Raw genomic sequence first — 15,550 nt, forward strand, 5'->3', positions numbered from 1 at the left:
AAAGGCCACTTGAATCACTCCTCAGCAGGCAGTATTGTACATCTACAATTCGGATGGATGGGAGGAATCTGCTGTGAGCCACCGAACTTGAACTTCTTCCCATCAAGAGGTCCACATTGGTCACAGGTCCTTTCATCCAGAGCAGCGAGCCAACTCCAATGAGTATATCCATACTGCTGATATCGAATTTCAGCACCCCGATTGAAAGCAGTGATCACTTCTGTCTGTGCCATCGTTTGAGCTCTGACAATACCAATAGCATCAACTCTACCAGTAATCCTTTTAGCAATCACACGAGGATGTTCCCCCTCAAGCATTCCCTCGGTAACTTCTCGAATAATCTGACCATTCATCTCGTTAGTGATCTTCTTCAGTGCGGTCAGATTGCGGACCTTGATAGCATCAATTGCACGCCAGTCTGCAGGACCTAAAGAACCATTGACAGCGTGACCAGTACGAAGATCTGCAAAGCGTAGACCATTCGAATAAATGCCTGGAATCTTCTCCTCGATTACTGATTCACCTGACGTGACGATGACAGCAGTTGCAAGCTCTTCAACTGCCAAGGAGAATGCTGCAATGTCGATGGCGGTAGGTTCAGCTGCCAACATTCGTGTATCGTCAAATCGCTCGAGGACCTGCTTCCGGAACGATCGGAATAGCTTGACAATGGACCTCTCATAGTTCTTGCGAGCGGTCCTTGTCATCGTGGGCTCTTTCAGGAAGGCAAGACTGCTCATTCTTCATCCTCTTCTGGATAAGGCCCATCTCCCAACTTCGCACGTATCTCATCCCTCGTGTAGATCAAGAATGGATCCAGAGCAGGCATTAACTTCTGTAGTGCAGTTGCCTTTGAATCAAGGTCATCAGGAACAATGTCACCGAACTTTATGTATACGGGCGATGCAGTTCCGAATTCCTTTTCGAGAAGTGGTCTGAACAGCTGATGATAAGTCTGGAAATTAAAACGCGACTGCATCGACTTTATCTTGTTCTGGAAAGACTTCATCCTCACGTTAGCAGTTGCTTCGGTGGATCCTCGACCCTGACCAAGCAATTCATTTGGTACTCCAAGAGCTGCACAGAGTCTATCAATTGATGTTTCTGAATATTCAGCTACCGGAAATCCACCCTTATCGAGTTCCTTGATTTCAATGTCCGGTCGATGCACAAACTCGGATTTAGAATTAATATTCTCAAAAGAAGAAGCAACTGCTTTGAGATCAGTATCGCTGACTTCCTGGTCCGCATCTCCTACAGTGATGTCCCATTTCGATGTTCCGTGTCTTTCGATACCATTCGCAATCCCCTCTGCAGTTTTGGTATCTCTCAAGATCTCGTCGTAGGCCAGACCTATGAGTGACTGTCCCCAGGGAGATCCGGTCTGTGGCAGAAGGTTGAGATGCCAGATATCTGACACTTTGACCGGAGTACCTTTGGTCCACGTCTTGTTGCTCTTCTTGTAGTATGTGGAGATCTCACCAGTCTCCTTCACTTCAGCATCGTAGAGTGCAGAGTCCTGTGGAAGCAGACCGTACAGACCACCTGCACGAGTAGGAACAATCTGAGTAAGTCCTGAGCCTTCCACGAGAGAGTTTGTCACCTGCTGCCAGGATGCATCAAGGAAATTGATTTTCGTGACAAGGTCCTCGATGAATTCGATCTGCTTCTCATCTTCGCCCACGAACTCAAATCCGTTGTCGAGTACGTTCATGAACATGTACTCAGGATAGCAGTTGATTGCTTGTGTAATGAGACCACCTTGCTTGAAGATGGTCTGATACCTTCTGATTAACTCTTGATCACGCTGGCGTTCATTGAAATAGGACGGTGAACCTACGGCGAATGCGAGTGCTCTGAATTTACGTTTCACTCTGTCGGTAGAGAATAGTTGGGGTAGCTGCATGGTCGGTCGCTCCGAAGTTTATAATGTTAACAGTGTTAACAATGTAAATTAAGTTTGTGGTAATTGGAGCACAGAATGAAAATTATCGATATTTTGCATTCAGATATTTGCTAAATCTTGGAATATCCCCAAATGGAATACCAATTAGGTGAACATTAGGATCATCATCGCCATCAACATCGATATAAAATTCGTCCTGAGACGCTTTAAGGTTTTCATATTGTGCGTCAGAGACATAATCGCCGGTGTTTCTCAAATAGTCAAAATAATCACTACATATTTTCACTCCAATCATGCACGGATAAATAGACATCTGAGACGAATTCTCATCATATTTAAAGGGATACAGCCTACATGGGATGGGTCTCCGATTATAAACAATACACTTATCGTCTTCTGATAAGAGTGTACACGGATATTCCATCCGATAGCATTCTCTCCCATGGTCTTCACGCTTTTCAAACCCCTCTGTTTTATCTGGTGCAATTTTCTTAATCAAATTCCAATCTGCGACATCGATATCGATGGGCTGAATCTTACAACAAAAAGCCTCACACTCCGATGGACACACATAATATTTTAAAATTTTCTTAATGTACTGAACTTGTGGGGATTGCCTTATTTTTGACGGGGGAAACATGAAAATAACCTCTAAGCTATGTTAGCTACATAAACTTTACAATTGTATAAAAATATTTAGGCTCTTGTTTTTTCACTGTACAACAGCATAAGATGAGAACTTCTTCTTCTTCATCAACACCGACGCAGCACCACTCAAAGCATCCACCTGATCATCATGCCCGACTTCAGGAAACTGTTCAAGCTCTGCCAAAAATGCATTGATCCAGTTACCCTGCACCAATTTGACATTTCGGTTCGCAGCAGCTGCACTGATAGGACCTGCTCTCACAACTTTGTTGCCTGTGGATTTCAGCCCACGGAAATTGAAACCTGCAAGTACATGCCTGGAATAGTGACTGATTACATTAACACCTGAACTACCAGGTTCCTGCTCCATCAAAATCGGCACATCTACACCGTCAGCGAGAGCAGTCTGTTGTATCAGAGTCTCAACTGCACCGGGATTCTTTCTGACTCTCTGGACATCTACGACGTAGTAGATGCCTGCATCCATTGCGAGCAGACAGCCTACGGTCCAGTCAGGATCTTCAGCTTTCTTCTCATCGGTTGCTGCGAGATCCCAAAAACGAACCTTCTTTGCATGCTTCGGAATTGAGTCCACAATCTCGAACCATTCACGCTTGAAGTACAGACCAGCTGCAGGCCGAATCTTCCAGTTGCCTCCCAGGAGTCTCTCCTTCTCCACCAGTGGTAGTGCTTCCAAGTTGGCCTTGTAGGAAGGATCCTTCTGCATCAGGATCTGATTATCCTCGAGCTTCGCAGCGATGAATGTGAATGACTTCGGTAGGGTGCCTTCATCATACTGCTCGATCAGTTCTTCCCGGGAATCGGCCCAGATGACCTGGCCATCTTTACGAATGAACCAGCGGATTACTCCGGAGCGTTCGGGGATGATGTAGCCGTCTTCACCTATCCACCAGTCAATGAATTCAGCTACCCATGAATCTGCATCAGGATTGCATGTGGCCCTTACATATGGTTTCACACCGCAGGTCGATCTATTCCTGGACAGCATGTAGAAAAATTGCGATTCGGTGAAGTGTGTCAGTTCATCAAAGCAGATGAGTGGGACCTGTGAACCCTGCCAGTCGAGCTTATTTTTCTCGTGTTCCATGTGAGCAAACTTGATGGTGACACCGGAAGGCCAGTCCCATTCAAGGACTGATTCCTTTGGAGCAGCACCCATCCCGGGGTAGATCTCCTCAGACGTATCCCACAGACCACCCTCGTTCCTAACTTGAACGGAGGTTCGACGGAAGACGACTGCACCAAATCCTTTGTGGTTGATGTGTCTAGTGAGTTCCATCAGGAGAGCATATGTCTTGCCGCCTCCAGCAGCTCCACCGTAGAAGCAGATATCTGCAGTTGATTCAAGGAATTGATATTGTGGTCCAGGTTGTGGTTTTATTTCCATCATTAATTATCCCTTTGTGATTACTCCATATGGAAAGTTTATTATAGTTGCATAATGTTGTGGCTTTAGCGAGTTCTTAAAGGGCAGTACCCCCACCCCCACTCCCCACCCTTTACTTTTTTGCCCTTTTAGACCTCATCTCAACTTTCTGTTTCTACATACTTGTGCTCTGATTTCAATCATAAATCTATTTCACCTGTTAACAGTGTTACGAGAAATTTTTATATAGTTGCTATACGGTAAAGGGTCGCTGAGTTCTCTAAGGGTTCTTTGTACCCCCACTCCCAACCATTTTTGCCCTTATAGAACTCACTGGGAATCACTCTCCTTTTCTTCACGTCCATTATCAGGCAAATAGACGACTACACTGCCAGTATCCACACTGCCGGAATGCTCGACCTTCTGTTTCTTCAGGCCTTTCAAGTCAGCAATCTCCTGGACATAGTGCAGATGTGTGTTCTTGTCATCCTCAATGTATTTGCGTTTGATATTCAGACCCCTGTAACACTCACGGAGTAAACCGGCCTCAGTAGCTTGCTCGTGTGCGAGTGTCAATTCGTCGACTTTTTTGAGGAATTCAGAGAACGATTTCCAATTGTACAAGGTCCTCGGACTGATTGCACATTCCTTCGCAACTTCCTCATTTGTTTTAGTACCTTCCGCTAACAGTTTAGCACACTTTAACCTCTTGGCGGACCATTCAAAATCCGTGCAATTATCTGCAGTCATTCTACCTCCGTTTCTCTCTTCAAAACTTCAATCGCATCCACCATATCCTGACACATTTCATCATGAATCTTCGGCTTCCTCGATGGTGGTGTTCTTCTCATCGCTCTCAATCTCTGTTCCAGTACTCCAATAGGATTGGTGAAATCAGTCATCGTTCATCTCCTCATACATCTTCTTCACACCTTCCAATGTCTTGATCACCGTCGTTACCTCAGCCTTCTGGATCTCAGTCAAGGTGACATTGATGACAGGTCCCTTTGCAACCTTCATCCAATTGTGAGCTGTATTGATCCACACATCAAGTTCAATGAGAAATTGGTCCTCAGACGCTCTCTGAGCCATTTGAGTGATCACATGACTCCTAGTACCAGTCTCGCCCTGTTTGGACGCTGACGAGGACGACTGCACGGATGAAGGGTATTCTCCAGTCATACCCATGCCTCCAATCGAGTCTGTGTGTCGGTCTGAATCTGGCATTCTGAGAGATCACACTCTTCACATCTTCTTCTGATCACCGGATTCTGACCAAATTCGACCGTATACATTCGACTGCCCGAATCGTACATGACGGTTTGACCCACTCCGAAGTAGACATGCTTGACTTTCTGTGGAATCTTGAATTGAGGCATTTAGACCCACCTCAGCATTCCATCTTCAGTCTCGATAATTCGACTGGTACCCATCAAGAATTCAATCGGACCTTTAGGATTAGCAATACCGTGTGTTCTACAGGCTTCGACTGCCTCGTTGTGAGACATAGGTTTTGTCAAAAGCTTCTGTAGGAAGGCCTTGGTCTCAGGCCTTACTCCTCCAACGCGATCATCTGCAGTTTTTGATTGGTCGGAAGATACGTCAGGATTCGTCACGGTAGGGATTTTGCCCTGACGAGCTTTGACGTCTTGCTTGTTATCGATTTTTACAAATCCGTCAGGGTTCCAGGGTTTTTTCCCTATTGTAACATTATGTGAAGAATTATTTTTTGTATTCACATGTTTTTTATTTTGCATATTACTACAATGGGGCTTTGAACCCTGACACCCTGACGGATTAGTCTCTTGTTCTTGATTTTTTACGTCAGGGTTAAAATCCGGAACCTTGACGGATTTAATACATACACAATTTTCCCATGTTGTTAAGCGTTCTCCAGAAGATTCTCGTCCACCAAAATATCCAAGTTTTATGAATCTCTTCGAAAACATGTTTGCAGCAAGGGGATCAATTCCATGACTCTGGCACCAAACAATGTACTCGTTGTACATCACCGCCTTCACTGTGTAGCTCTCTGAATAGACCACACACTCATCAGCAAACGCAGCAATGGGATCAGAATTGATCTTGTACAGGCATCTGACTTGTTCCTGGGTAAGATTATAGCTATATTCTCCCATCTCAAGCAATCCTTTCAGTGCAGGAATCACGAGGTTCAGAAGGCCTGACAATTCCTCCTCAGTAGTGATCTTCGAAAGGATATCTCTGTCACAGTTGTCACCGATGAATTGGTTCGGGAATTCCAGCAGAATCCATCTCCTGAAGTACGCAAAGTCGTCCCCGGGAACTGGAGGAAGGTCATTTGCACTGAAGATCAATCTTGCAGTATTCTTGAACTTGAAAGGATGCTCAAATTTTCTCTGAGCTCTAATTTCTTTCTCATTACCTGTCAGCATCTTGAAGGTAGAGTTCTCATAGATCGCTCCGGATGCAAGATCTGGAAAAATGTTGGCCAACTTCCCATACAGCTCTGCAGGTGAGTAAGGATCCTTCTCAAGCATGTGTAGAGACTCACAGCTCGTATTGTGACCTCCCAGGAACTCACCCAGCATTGCCAGCATTACGGATTTACCATTGGCACCTTTACCCAGCAGCATCACCGACTTCTCGATTCTGGTATCTGGAATCAAGCAGTATCCGATGAATTCATACATCACTTGAAAATCTTCAGGTCTCAGTACATCCTTCATGAACTGCTCAATCTTGGGACATGTTGCATCCGAATCAAATTTCACTGGAATCTGTACAATCGAGATGTTGTCGGGATTGTGCTCCTCGAGCTCACCGGTCTCAAGATTGTAGACACCATTGAGTAGATTGATGTGTCGAATGTCATGGTTTATTTGAGATCTCGGGATGAGTGTCTCCAACTGAATGAAATTGATGATCTCAGCAATGTGGTGCTTCTTGGATGCATCCCCCATAATGTTCTGCACGTTCCTGGCAATGACATCTTCACCGTTTGGAACATAGACACCATTGCAATAGTAGAAGGTCTTCTTTGTATCTTCGAATGTGATGAATCTGTCAACGGTCATCAGATGCTCGGCAAGTTTCTTGACTCGCAACTTTCCTGATTGCGTGAAGAAAGAATCATCTTCTGCAGTTGGCTTCTCCTCTTTGAGTATGGACGACTTGAGGATCCTATTGACTTCGTTCCTCTTCAGCTGGAAGTATTCGGCTACATCGTTCTCGATGAACAGCTGCTTCATGACAGGATCCATCATCTTGAGGTCGGTCTGTATGAATCGGATTACTGCTCTGATCTTCTCTACAGTGCCCGAAGGAATGTTCTGATTACGAAGTTTGATCTCCCACACATTGTTTGAGTCCAGTTTCTCGAAGTCTTCCTTCGTGTGATCCTGCAGGTAGTCTGCCAGATCTATCTTGTCTACACCATCAGGCCTTGGGAGTTCAATGAGTCGAACCTGAACTCCCTTTGATTCAAGGTATTCTGCAGTAGCAATTGCACCGTTCTTTCCGGTCTCGTTCTCCTCGTTGTCATTACAAACTATGACCTCGGACTTGTTCTTGACCAGCTCGTAGGCATATTCCTTCTGCGACTCTTTGATTCTGACAGTGACCGGTGAGATGCATGCCAAGCCTTCCTGGAGGACCTTGATACAATCGGTGACACCTTCAGTAATAATGACAGAATCAGCCCGCTTGATGGAGTCTTCTCCATAGAAGAAACCGTTATCAATACACTCGCTGATGTAAGGCCTCTCTTCAGTGTGGACCAGCTGCTTGAAGTATTTCCTTGTAGCTTTAGGGTCCAGATCTCTACCAATGAAGTAGACGACATTATCGCCTTTCCAGTATGGGAAGATGATGCGGCCTTTGAATATGTCTGTCAGCTTATTCTCATTGACGTAGACCAAGCCAGACTTCTCGATGGTGTCTCTATCAAACAGATCACGCATCTCGCGCTGCATCGTATTGTCTTTCGGAGCCCAGCCTATCATCAGCTGGTCAATCATCTCATTGGAAATACCCCACTTCTCGTGAATGAAGTGCCGGTGTTCGTCAGTCAGATTCGAGTGATAGAATCCTGCAACTGCTCGCATGAAAGGGTAGAGCTCTGCCTTCTCACTGGCCTGCACAGGATCGTGAGTAGGCAGTTGTACTCCTGCCTTCTCAGCTGCAATGCTCAGGACTTGAGGGAAATCATCTCTGTAATTAAGGCCTTCAGTGTAAGCAATCCAGCTGAGGACATCCCCGCCATCCTCGGTAGCTGTGTTGTTGTAGATCTGCTTTTTTGGATCCACAATCAGAGATGCTCCGGACTTAGAAGTAGCAGAAGTTGCACCTCGGTAGGTGTTTCCGACTTGTTTCAGGTGGATGGTTTCGCTGATGACCTGGACGATATCCAGCTTTGACTTGATTTCATCTATTAATGCACGATCATAACTCATGCAAGGACCTCACTCATCGTAGTCGGCTCACACTTCGGCAAATCAAGACCCGGAATTACCTTGTCATAGTTTTTTATGACCCACTGCTTCACCATCGATCTGTAGATCGTTGCAGCTGCTTTCCTGGACCCGCAGAAGAATATTGGAGCTCCGCGTGCAGACAGTGACGCAATAGCTCCGATCTTCTCATTGATGAGTGGTCTGTCATCCGGAGCATTCGGTGGCCTGTAGTTCAGGAACTCCATAATGTCACATTCTGCGAAGATCCGGAACTGATTAAATCTGTGATTATCTTCGAACCTCTGGATTTCTCTGTAGAGGCGTTCCCTGTGGTCGCGATTCATGAGCGTGCCGTAGAGGTCCTGACAAGTCTTCCTCTCAACTACCAAACCTGCAAAGCACTGATCAAAAGGCTTCGAACCATTCACGAAGAATACATAGTCGCCTACTTGGTCGAAGGTTGTGGTTTTTTTGGGCAACATTGGTCTGGTAGGGAGTCCGATCTCCTCCTCACTCCATGGCAACTGCTCATTGTTGGCAACGAAGATGGTGATGTCCAGACGGTCATACCATCCATGCAGCTGGCCTCTCAGACGATTCTGCAGACGAGCTTCAGCTTCTGTACCTTTGTATTCCTGAATCTCATGGTGTAGCTGAGTGATCTCCTCTTCGTAATCCTGGCGGGATTTCATCAGAGTCCTCCCTCAAAATACATCCACACCGTCACCATCAAACACATCACTGTGAATGCAATCAGAGTGCAGATGATAATCATCTTGTCACATGTGGAAATGGCATTCTCATCATTTGGCAGCTGTACTCTGCACGACCTATACATTGACTGCCAACTACATCCCTGGTCATCGGAATCTTCAAAAGAATAAAGGGAATAGAGAGGTTTCATCTCCTCTTCCTCCTGACTTCCCACAGTATGCACCGTGTATTCGGATCTCGGGTTACTCTTTTCAAAAACCCACGATTTGCAGCACGGTTTAACATTCCACCGTTGGTGGTCTTGAAACGTTCAGGCAAATCCTGGTGTGTGAACCGAGTGTGACCGGTCTCATCACACCATTTCAGTAGCTCGTCGATGTAGTGGCTCACGTTATTGAATTCTTCAGACATCAACAAACGGCCCACCTCTCGACTCTTCGAATCTTCCAGACAGATACTACCGGCTTCTGACGGCGTCTGTCAACCTTGTGGAGATATCCACGGGAGACAGCTTTCTGGAATGGAGCACCACTTTGCCTTTGCAAGCATTCTGAAAGTTCATTGTGCATGAATTCAGTCTTACCGTTTTCATCGGACCACTGCTTGAGCTATCTCATGTAGTCGTTGACATCTTTGAATGGAGATGACATGCTCATGACATCACCTCATTCCATGGTCGAATCACAGCAACTGTCTGAGTGACAAACTTTTTCCAGTATCTACGGACTGCTCGCTCACCGTCACCTGTAGCCATGGCGAGCTCCTTGACATTGTATTCAGGATGCTCTGTATGTGCAGTGTGAATCCGGTGCATTTTTAGGATCTCATCATGTTGTCGGATATCTGAAGTGCGAAGAGTTTCGAGCAGCTGAGCTTCTGCAAGTGTGACCTCGAGGCTCACCAATACCACCCCTTCAGCCGCCATAACTTGTGAATCCATTGACGGTGAAGTTGTTGAGCTGAGAGGTTACTCATTCAGACCACCGCCTTCTCATTCTCAGGATACTCACAGTGATACGGAATCTGAGGACCTGCATTCAGGTCAGTCTTGCAGTCGGGTCTTGCTTCGATCATCTCTTCGAAGGAGTCGTACTGTTCTCCTCTGTGATTCTTCTTGGTGGGAATGTAGACCTTAGCTTTGAGCTTTGACATGTGAATCACACCCCGAATGCCTGAAGCTCAGCTTGGCGAAGATCTGTTGGAGTCACCCCTGCATCTTCCATGACCGATTCTGTCAGCTGTACACTCATGTCAAGTTTGACTACCATGTTTCTCATCAGCTGCTCGTGTACCCTGTGCTTTGTGCGTGGGTCGATACACTTGCCTTCCTTCCTCAAGCAGTTGTCATACTCTTCTATGACAGCATTGACGAGGTTGATACGAAGATCTTCCACCGCAGCAAGTGCATCCCGTGGAAGTTCAAAATCTTTGAGTGATTTGCTCATCTTCATTGCTGCTCACACTCCTTGATTGGAATCATGTTTCCTGGAACCTTGCCAGTAATCCCACAGGTTGACATGTTCCGCTTACCTCGACTTGTCTCCACTTCCTTGGTGACAAGATGAGGACAACGGCGAGCTCTACAGCCGACTACAGACATGTAAGGACTGGACATCAGTTCTCACCTGCCTGATCCATTTCAGAAGAGTCATAACACCCACCAAGATCACTTGGGAATGCTTCACGGAGAGCTTGAACAAGAGCTACTTTCCTGATCATCGTAGCTGGGATCTTTGCCCATGATGACTTCCCAGTATTGTACTCAGCCATGGATACTTCAGCTACGAAGGGGATGCTACGATCCTTCCTGTACACTTTCGCCCATCCACCAAGTAACTCCTCGCCTTTCATCATGAAGGTGCCTTCCCGACGGGTTGCCTCAAAGAAATAATCCTCTTCGGTATCGGCTTTGTTTGATTTGACAATGATACCAGCTTCGAAACCATCGAAAGCAGGATTGTCCTCAGCCTTCTTCGTAAACGAATCCTTGCCCACGACCAGAGTGGCCGGGGAGTTGTTGTATTTGATCAAGTATGCTTCTTTGATGAACGGATTCAACTTCCTGTGCTCACACAGCTGCAGGAACATGAAGATTTCCTGGTCTGTAGCAGTTGGACACAGGTACTGCCTGATGTTCTCAGAGGTAAGGTCAGGATTGGGAGCAGTTACAATATTCTTATTAGGAATCGTGACGTCTTTTATCTCGGAGGGGACTTCTTGAGCACTTTGGTCGGTCGCATCATTGGAGTCCCTCCTCTCGTCATCACTGCTTTCTGGCTGGTCGTTCAGGGCTGATTGGATCAGCTGATGGATATCACTGAGGACCTGATCTTCCGGATCATCGTCGTGATACACGTTTGTTCCGTCAAATTTGTAGTACTCCTGATTCTTGAAATTGACAACGTAGATGACATAATTCGCGTTCAACTTCCATACGCCTTTAGGATCTGGTTTGAATCCCATCAATTCTAATTGATTCCCTACTGTCTTTTCTGTAAATGCCATACTTACTCACCTGCCTTGATTGTCACATTTGCCTGTACCATCGTCTCCTTCCTGAACTGGAACAACTCTTCGTGACCTGCAGCTGCATAGCCTTCGAGAGCCTTGTTGTCCCAGGAATAGCGTGGGTACGCTTTGCGGAATGTAGCTTTACCGAAGTCGCCCTTGAAGGATGCCTGATTCTCCAGAACAGCTTCACGAATGACCTCTTCCTGCTCTTGGATCTGTGCTACAAAAGGATCCATGATCTCACGCATCTCTGACTCAAGCGCATCCATCTGTGACTTCATAGGAGCAACTGCCACCTGCATCTCCTGTTTCAGAGACATGATCTTTGCAAATGCCTGGTCAATTTCTTCAGGGCTCATGCTTCCACCCCGCCGGTGTAATCAAAAACAGTGTAGATGGCCATACCCGGAGTCGAGTACCTGAACTTCTCAATACGCTCATTCGTATCAATGTAGTGACAGATTGGAGCCATCATCCAGTTAGGCAGGTGGCCTGTCAGAAGTACAGCCTGTCTGTCGTGTACCAGTTTATTTTCTATCCACTCAATGACGCTGCCGACATCGTTGGTTTCAAACATTCTCTTCCCACGTTCCTTGATCGTGCCAATCTCCTTAGGGAGACGGTCCAGATCAACCAAGATTTCTATTTCGTCTGCTGACATACTTTTACTCCTCTCGACTGCCTCAGCTAATCGTTTTTAAGCAGTCAAGGAAGCCAAGCCCGAGAATCGAACTCGAAACAGCACATGAGTGAGAGGATGCTGTTCACCAGACATGGCAGGGTGTGCAGGCAGTTTGTGGGGATGGTGTAGAACAGGGAACTGCCTGCAAATGGGAGTCACAGTGAGTCTTGAACCTCATCTGTAACACTATGAATTGATTCGCGGACCGCTCCCCAGTTGATATTACCTTCCTCGTCAGAACAGCGACAGAGTGTACCATTATTGAAGAGGAATCGTTTTTCAGATTCAGTCAGATTCATTATCGAGCCTCCAGAATCCTCTTCACATTCCGTGCCATCCGCTGAAGTCCAGGTGATTCAGTATGCTCAAGCATCTCGCCAAATTCAGCCCAATATTCCTCAGCTGCTTCGTAGAGATCATCGGGAATTTCGAGTTGCTGTGTTTGTGGGACCGTAAGTGTTGGCATGATTATCCCCACCTGTTTTGAGGAATAAAATCAGACATATCACACTTACCTGACATCACGCAGTTACAGAAGTCGTTGATTGCATGAGTGACCAGATCGGTTGCATTCAACTGGTTTGCGTAGTGTGACTCTAGCACGTATTCCATCTTCTCTACAGTCAGCCTGTCGAGGCTGAACGATTTTGGTACAGTCTTTCTTGTCATCTGATATTCTCCCTTCTAATTGGTGCGAGCTTTTCCCTAGTGAACGACCTGATGGCATCACTGACATTCATGAAGTCGCCACGTTCGACGAGCTTCTCGATGTCTGCTACATCGTTCTCGGGCATGTGGAGTGATATTTTTACCATTTTTACCTCCTATAAGCATACAAGAGTATGCCAATAATCTTACTTAAAGCTTATCATACTCTTGTATTACAATAGTCTGGCGACTGTTTATAAAGTTGGCATACAATAGTATTACAAAAGGTGTGCAATTATGGCGAAGACGATAGGTTCTACCCAGAAAGAAAAAAAGACCATAGCCATCAGTGCTTATCTGTTGAATCAATCAAACGATATGATAGAGAGTGGTGAATTTAGCAGCTTGTCTGACCTCATCACGACTGCAATGAACGAGTTCTTTGTTCACAAAAGGATGGGACTGTGTGGCGAAATGCACTCTGTCATGAAAGCATATCTCCAGACCGAGGAAGGTCGCGAGTTAATCAGATCTATCTGTGAAGCTGATCCAAAAGCTGAACCTGTTGTCATTGCAGAGTCGGTTGAGAAGAAGACATTCAAATAATTCGTGCTATGGGGGCACTTTTCAATTAATTGTTGGCGCAAGAATGTCCTTATTCAATTTCAAACTGTTAAAAAAATAACTGTGATATAGTTCATATTCATTCGGAGTAAATAAAATGGCCACGTTTAAGCTAGTACCCTATACATTTGATATTTATGAAGAAGGAAACAAATCTAATATTATTCCCTTTGATAATTTCAATAACAGTGGAAAAAACTATTACGATATTCTCTTTGATGACTTAGAGTCGGATATGAAAAATAAAGAAGAGCATGTCCTAAAAGGCTCAAAAAAATCACTATCTGTTGAGAGTATTACTAAATATCCAGAAATGCTTTCAGGATTATTTAAGTATGGCGAATTTGGAATTCAAGCCTCTTTCACCGATATTAATACAAAAACTGTAGTCACTGGAATGGAGAGAAAGCCCAACCATTCTGAGAAATATCCATATTTTTACTTATTTTACATCCCGAAAGGGCAACATAAAGGAATTGCAATCCTTCAAAATTACAAGAATATTGGAGTAAAAACCACATTGGAAAAAATTTTATCTACTTATTTAAACGGAACTCATTTGAAAGTTGAAATGCGGCCACTAATTTCTCGTGATTTATTAGATCAAATTGATAAGTCAAGACTTGTCGAATTTAACATGATACGGTACAACGTACCAAAAGACATTGCCGAAAAATTCAGAGACGATAAAGCAAACGAGGACGACGATGACTCTAAAGAATTCCATGAAATTCGTTCAATAGTCGCCAATCGGAATAAAGAACTTAACTTAAGTGGTGCTTTAAGGCAAACTCTTTCAGAAACCGGAAACGATTATTTTATAATTGACCACGAAGAATATAATGAAGTAAAGGCAGTTATTGAAATTGGAAGCATGAAAAAGACTCTCACCTTTGGAAATGGCAATAACAAATACCGTGAATCGATGGAATTAGAATTTACTTCTCTCAATGGTGGGTTTCCAAAATACGAAGAACTTTATGATAATGCAATTGAGTATCTCGAACACCTTATTGAGAAGACTGGAGCTTATTAATGTTCAAGCTTATTGATGTGAGACATATTGTATCTAAACATTATCAAACACTGCGGGAAGATTCGAATTTACCCGTAATAGCTTTTATATTTTTAATAATCCCAGTTTTAATCAGCTTATTTCCAATCTGTTTCGATAAGACCTTGACCGAAAATTCAGTCAATTCTCTTATAACAGCGTACTCAATATTTACTGCACTTCTCTTAAATGTTATTTTAATTATTTTTGACATCGTAAGAAAGGGTACAAATGACAATATTCCCCTAGGAGATGTAAGGGCAAAGGTCAAGAATAAGATGAAAAATGTACTGATTGAACACTTGTATTCCAATTCACTCTATGCACTTCTAAGTTCAATCTTAATTTTAGTTCTCCTATTTAGTTTATCAATAATCGAAATATGGAATATAGAAATTTTCAAAATATATCAGTTTTCATTTAACGTATTGAAATTTGTCTCGTTTATTATCTATGTCTTGGTTGGTCATTTCATAATGAATTTAATCATGATAACAAAAAGACTTTCCGTCTTACTGTCTGACAATTTAAAGGAAAACTCAAAGTGATTACTCATGTACGTTCGCACCCGCTGCTCTCACTGTAACAAAGTCGATTACCACGACATTGCAATCAACACACTGGTACGCAAGACCGTATTCAGTGACCACAGTCAGATGATGCGATATCTGATCGAGAACATCGATGTGGATGAGACAATCTCAGAAGAAGAGATGGCAAGATCTGTTCTCCAGGAACTGCGTGGGTATGTGTACGATGGCATCACTACATACGAACTTTGCCGAATCCTGAAAGAATACTTTGGAGTAGTCGCAATGCATTGCTGTGATCTAATTCAGAAGATGAAAATCGAATTAGACATGTACTGTCCGGATCATCAACATTTGTACTTTGTGGAAGCTTAAGCTCCATAAACATCACAGTTAAATACTTTTATACAGTC

Annotated in this window: 24 protein-coding genes; 3 read left to right on the forward strand and 21 right to left on the reverse strand. The window is 44.4% G+C overall.

The features are described from left to right. Positions 1-14: 14 nt before the first annotated feature. From ACR3I3_RS09625 to ACR3I3_RS09725, 21 genes are all read right to left on the reverse strand, one after another. A complete protein-coding gene (locus ACR3I3_RS09625) occupies positions 15-740 on the reverse strand; it encodes a phage head morphogenesis protein (RefSeq protein WP_440952042.1) in 726 nt (241 codons plus the stop codon). Then, complete coding sequence (locus tag ACR3I3_RS09630) at positions 737-1,906, reverse strand: phage portal protein family protein (RefSeq protein WP_440952043.1); 1,170 nt, start codon at positions 1,904-1,906, stop codon at positions 737-739. The genes ACR3I3_RS09625 and ACR3I3_RS09630 overlap by 4 nt, the downstream gene beginning before the upstream one ends. Before the next feature lie 82 nt (positions 1,907-1,988). Continuing rightward, positions 1,989-2,546, reverse strand: a complete 558-nt coding sequence (locus tag ACR3I3_RS09635; RefSeq protein WP_440952044.1) for a YkgJ family cysteine cluster protein — start codon at positions 2,544-2,546, stop codon at positions 1,989-1,991. 72 nt (positions 2,547-2,618) lie between these two features. Then, positions 2,619-3,965 (reverse strand): phage terminase large subunit, encoded by a 1,347-nt coding sequence (terL, locus tag ACR3I3_RS09640; protein ID WP_440952045.1) that lies wholly within the window; start codon positions 3,963-3,965, stop codon positions 2,619-2,621. Positions 3,966-4,271: 306 nt separating this feature from the next. Then, positions 4,272-4,691, reverse strand: coding sequence for a phBC6A51 family helix-turn-helix protein (locus ACR3I3_RS09645; protein WP_440952046.1), 420 nt, complete (start codon positions 4,689-4,691; stop codon positions 4,272-4,274). Then, positions 4,688-4,843, reverse strand: coding sequence for a hypothetical protein (locus ACR3I3_RS09650; protein WP_440952047.1), 156 nt, complete (start codon positions 4,841-4,843; stop codon positions 4,688-4,690). The genes ACR3I3_RS09645 and ACR3I3_RS09650 overlap by 4 nt, the downstream gene beginning before the upstream one ends. Further along, on the reverse strand, positions 4,836-5,123 hold the full coding sequence (locus ACR3I3_RS09655; protein ID WP_440952048.1) for a hypothetical protein: 288 nt from the start codon (positions 5,121-5,123) through the stop codon (positions 4,836-4,838). The genes ACR3I3_RS09650 and ACR3I3_RS09655 overlap by 8 nt, the downstream gene beginning before the upstream one ends. Then, positions 5,120-5,320 (reverse strand): hypothetical protein, encoded by a 201-nt coding sequence (locus ACR3I3_RS09660; RefSeq protein ID WP_440952049.1) that lies wholly within the window; start codon positions 5,318-5,320, stop codon positions 5,120-5,122. The genes ACR3I3_RS09655 and ACR3I3_RS09660 overlap by 4 nt, the downstream gene beginning before the upstream one ends. Continuing rightward, positions 5,321-8,374 (reverse strand): phage/plasmid primase, P4 family, encoded by a 3,054-nt coding sequence (locus tag ACR3I3_RS09665; RefSeq protein ID WP_440952050.1) that lies wholly within the window; start codon positions 8,372-8,374, stop codon positions 5,321-5,323. Beyond that, a complete protein-coding gene (locus tag ACR3I3_RS09670) occupies positions 8,371-9,066 on the reverse strand; it encodes an ERCC4 domain-containing protein (protein WP_440952051.1) in 696 nt (231 codons plus the stop codon). The genes ACR3I3_RS09665 and ACR3I3_RS09670 overlap by 4 nt, the downstream gene beginning before the upstream one ends. Before the next feature lie 208 nt (positions 9,067-9,274). After that, positions 9,275-9,502, reverse strand: a complete 228-nt coding sequence (locus tag ACR3I3_RS09675; RefSeq protein WP_440952052.1) for a hypothetical protein — start codon at positions 9,500-9,502, stop codon at positions 9,275-9,277. 238 nt (positions 9,503-9,740) lie between these two features. Beyond that, positions 9,741-9,998, reverse strand: a complete 258-nt coding sequence (locus ACR3I3_RS09680; RefSeq protein ID WP_440952053.1) for a hypothetical protein — start codon at positions 9,996-9,998, stop codon at positions 9,741-9,743. Between the two features lie 65 nt (positions 9,999-10,063). Continuing rightward, positions 10,064-10,240 carry a hypothetical protein gene (locus tag ACR3I3_RS09685; protein WP_440952054.1) on the reverse strand — a complete coding sequence of 59 codons (177 nt, stop codon included), beginning with the start codon at positions 10,238-10,240 and terminating at the stop codon, positions 10,064-10,066. A gap of 5 nt (positions 10,241-10,245) precedes the next feature. Then, positions 10,246-10,539 carry a hypothetical protein gene (locus tag ACR3I3_RS09690; protein ID WP_440952055.1) on the reverse strand — a complete coding sequence of 98 codons (294 nt, stop codon included), beginning with the start codon at positions 10,537-10,539 and terminating at the stop codon, positions 10,246-10,248. Positions 10,540-10,702: 163 nt separating this feature from the next. Next, complete coding sequence (gene bet / locus ACR3I3_RS09695; protein WP_440952056.1) at positions 10,703-11,593, reverse strand: phage recombination protein Bet; 891 nt, start codon at positions 11,591-11,593, stop codon at positions 10,703-10,705. Positions 11,594-11,595: 2 nt separating this feature from the next. Then, positions 11,596-11,958: a host-nuclease inhibitor Gam family protein gene (locus ACR3I3_RS09700; RefSeq protein ID WP_440952057.1), complete on the reverse strand. Its 363-nt coding sequence runs from the start codon at positions 11,956-11,958 to the stop codon at positions 11,596-11,598. Beyond that, positions 11,955-12,260: a hypothetical protein gene (locus ACR3I3_RS09705; RefSeq protein WP_440952058.1), complete on the reverse strand. Its 306-nt coding sequence runs from the start codon at positions 12,258-12,260 to the stop codon at positions 11,955-11,957. Before ACR3I3_RS09705 ends, ACR3I3_RS09700 begins: the two co-directional genes overlap by 4 nt. Positions 12,261-12,436: 176 nt before the next feature. Continuing rightward, positions 12,437-12,580 (reverse strand): hypothetical protein, encoded by a 144-nt coding sequence (locus ACR3I3_RS09710; RefSeq protein WP_440952059.1) that lies wholly within the window; start codon positions 12,578-12,580, stop codon positions 12,437-12,439. Then, positions 12,580-12,747: a hypothetical protein gene (locus ACR3I3_RS09715; protein WP_440952060.1), complete on the reverse strand. Its 168-nt coding sequence runs from the start codon at positions 12,745-12,747 to the stop codon at positions 12,580-12,582. The genes ACR3I3_RS09710 and ACR3I3_RS09715 overlap by 1 nt, the downstream gene beginning before the upstream one ends. 2 nt (positions 12,748-12,749) lie before the next feature. Continuing rightward, positions 12,750-12,950 carry a hypothetical protein gene (locus tag ACR3I3_RS09720; RefSeq protein WP_440952061.1) on the reverse strand — a complete coding sequence of 67 codons (201 nt, stop codon included), beginning with the start codon at positions 12,948-12,950 and terminating at the stop codon, positions 12,750-12,752. Next, on the reverse strand, positions 12,947-13,096 hold the full coding sequence (locus ACR3I3_RS09725; protein WP_440952062.1) for a ribbon-helix-helix domain-containing protein: 150 nt from the start codon (positions 13,094-13,096) through the stop codon (positions 12,947-12,949). Before ACR3I3_RS09725 ends, ACR3I3_RS09720 begins: the two co-directional genes overlap by 4 nt. Positions 13,097-13,226: 130 nt before the next feature. Between ACR3I3_RS09725 and ACR3I3_RS09730 the strand changes: the two genes are divergently transcribed. The 3 genes from ACR3I3_RS09730 to ACR3I3_RS09740 all read left to right on the forward strand — a co-directional run bounded on the left by ACR3I3_RS09730 (position 13,227) and on the right by ACR3I3_RS09740 (position 15,512). Then, positions 13,227-13,535, forward strand: coding sequence for a hypothetical protein (locus ACR3I3_RS09730; protein WP_440952063.1), 309 nt, complete (start codon positions 13,227-13,229; stop codon positions 13,533-13,535). A 115-nt stretch (positions 13,536-13,650) separates the two neighbouring features. Then, a complete protein-coding gene (locus tag ACR3I3_RS09735; RefSeq protein WP_440952064.1) occupies positions 13,651-14,589 on the forward strand; it encodes a hypothetical protein in 939 nt (312 codons plus the stop codon). A 572-nt stretch (positions 14,590-15,161) separates the two neighbouring features. Further along, complete coding sequence (locus ACR3I3_RS09740; protein ID WP_440952065.1) at positions 15,162-15,512, forward strand: hypothetical protein; 351 nt, start codon at positions 15,162-15,164, stop codon at positions 15,510-15,512. Positions 15,513-15,550: the final 38 nt, after the last annotated feature.

The organism is Methanococcoides mangrovi (assembly GCF_052057775.1).
Classification (GTDB): Archaea; Halobacteriota; Methanosarcinia; order Methanosarcinales; family Methanosarcinaceae; genus Methanococcoides.

Excerpts from the sequence above, each read along its gene's own strand:
- ACR3I3_RS09625 (WP_440952042.1), bottom strand. The coding sequence starts at position 740 with ATGAGCAGTCTTGCCTTCCTGAAAGAGCCCACGATGACAAGGACCGCT.
- ACR3I3_RS09630 (WP_440952043.1), bottom strand. The coding sequence starts at position 1,906 with ATGCAGCTACCCCAACTATTCTCTACCGACAGAGTGAAACGTAAATTC.
- ACR3I3_RS09635 (WP_440952044.1), bottom strand. The coding sequence starts at position 2,546 with ATGTTTCCCCCGTCAAAAATAAGGCAATCCCCACAAGTTCAGTACATT.
- terL (WP_440952045.1), bottom strand. The coding sequence starts at position 3,965 with ATGATGGAAATAAAACCACAACCTGGACCACAATATCAATTCCTTGAA.
- ACR3I3_RS09645 (WP_440952046.1), bottom strand. The coding sequence starts at position 4,691 with ATGACTGCAGATAATTGCACGGATTTTGAATGGTCCGCCAAGAGGTTA.
- ACR3I3_RS09650 (WP_440952047.1), bottom strand. The coding sequence starts at position 4,843 with ATGACTGATTTCACCAATCCTATTGGAGTACTGGAACAGAGATTGAGA.
- ACR3I3_RS09655 (WP_440952048.1), bottom strand. The coding sequence starts at position 5,123 with ATGACTGGAGAATACCCTTCATCCGTGCAGTCGTCCTCGTCAGCGTCC.
- ACR3I3_RS09660 (WP_440952049.1), bottom strand. The coding sequence starts at position 5,320 with ATGCCTCAATTCAAGATTCCACAGAAAGTCAAGCATGTCTACTTCGGA.
- ACR3I3_RS09665 (WP_440952050.1), bottom strand. The coding sequence starts at position 8,374 with ATGAGTTATGATCGTGCATTAATAGATGAAATCAAGTCAAAGCTGGAT.
- ACR3I3_RS09670 (WP_440952051.1), bottom strand. The coding sequence starts at position 9,066 with ATGAAATCCCGCCAGGATTACGAAGAGGAGATCACTCAGCTACACCAT.
- ACR3I3_RS09685 (WP_440952054.1), bottom strand. The coding sequence starts at position 10,240 with ATGTCAAAGCTCAAAGCTAAGGTCTACATTCCCACCAAGAAGAATCAC.
- ACR3I3_RS09690 (WP_440952055.1), bottom strand. The coding sequence starts at position 10,539 with ATGAAGATGAGCAAATCACTCAAAGATTTTGAACTTCCACGGGATGCA.
- bet (WP_440952056.1), bottom strand. The coding sequence starts at position 11,593 with ATGGCATTTACAGAAAAGACAGTAGGGAATCAATTAGAATTGATGGGA.
- ACR3I3_RS09700 (WP_440952057.1), bottom strand. The coding sequence starts at position 11,958 with ATGAGCCCTGAAGAAATTGACCAGGCATTTGCAAAGATCATGTCTCTG.
- ACR3I3_RS09705 (WP_440952058.1), bottom strand. The coding sequence starts at position 12,260 with ATGTCAGCAGACGAAATAGAAATCTTGGTTGATCTGGACCGTCTCCCT.
- ACR3I3_RS09710 (WP_440952059.1), bottom strand. The coding sequence starts at position 12,580 with ATGAATCTGACTGAATCTGAAAAACGATTCCTCTTCAATAATGGTACA.
- ACR3I3_RS09715 (WP_440952060.1), bottom strand. The coding sequence starts at position 12,747 with ATGCCAACACTTACGGTCCCACAAACACAGCAACTCGAAATTCCCGAT.
- ACR3I3_RS09720 (WP_440952061.1), bottom strand. The coding sequence starts at position 12,950 with ATGACAAGAAAGACTGTACCAAAATCGTTCAGCCTCGACAGGCTGACT.
- ACR3I3_RS09725 (WP_440952062.1), bottom strand. The coding sequence starts at position 13,096 with ATGGTAAAAATATCACTCCACATGCCCGAGAACGATGTAGCAGACATC.
- ACR3I3_RS09730 (WP_440952063.1), top strand. The coding sequence starts at position 13,227 with ATGGCGAAGACGATAGGTTCTACCCAGAAAGAAAAAAAGACCATAGCC.
- ACR3I3_RS09735 (WP_440952064.1), top strand. The coding sequence starts at position 13,651 with ATGGCCACGTTTAAGCTAGTACCCTATACATTTGATATTTATGAAGAA.
- ACR3I3_RS09740 (WP_440952065.1), top strand. The coding sequence starts at position 15,162 with ATGTACGTTCGCACCCGCTGCTCTCACTGTAACAAAGTCGATTACCAC.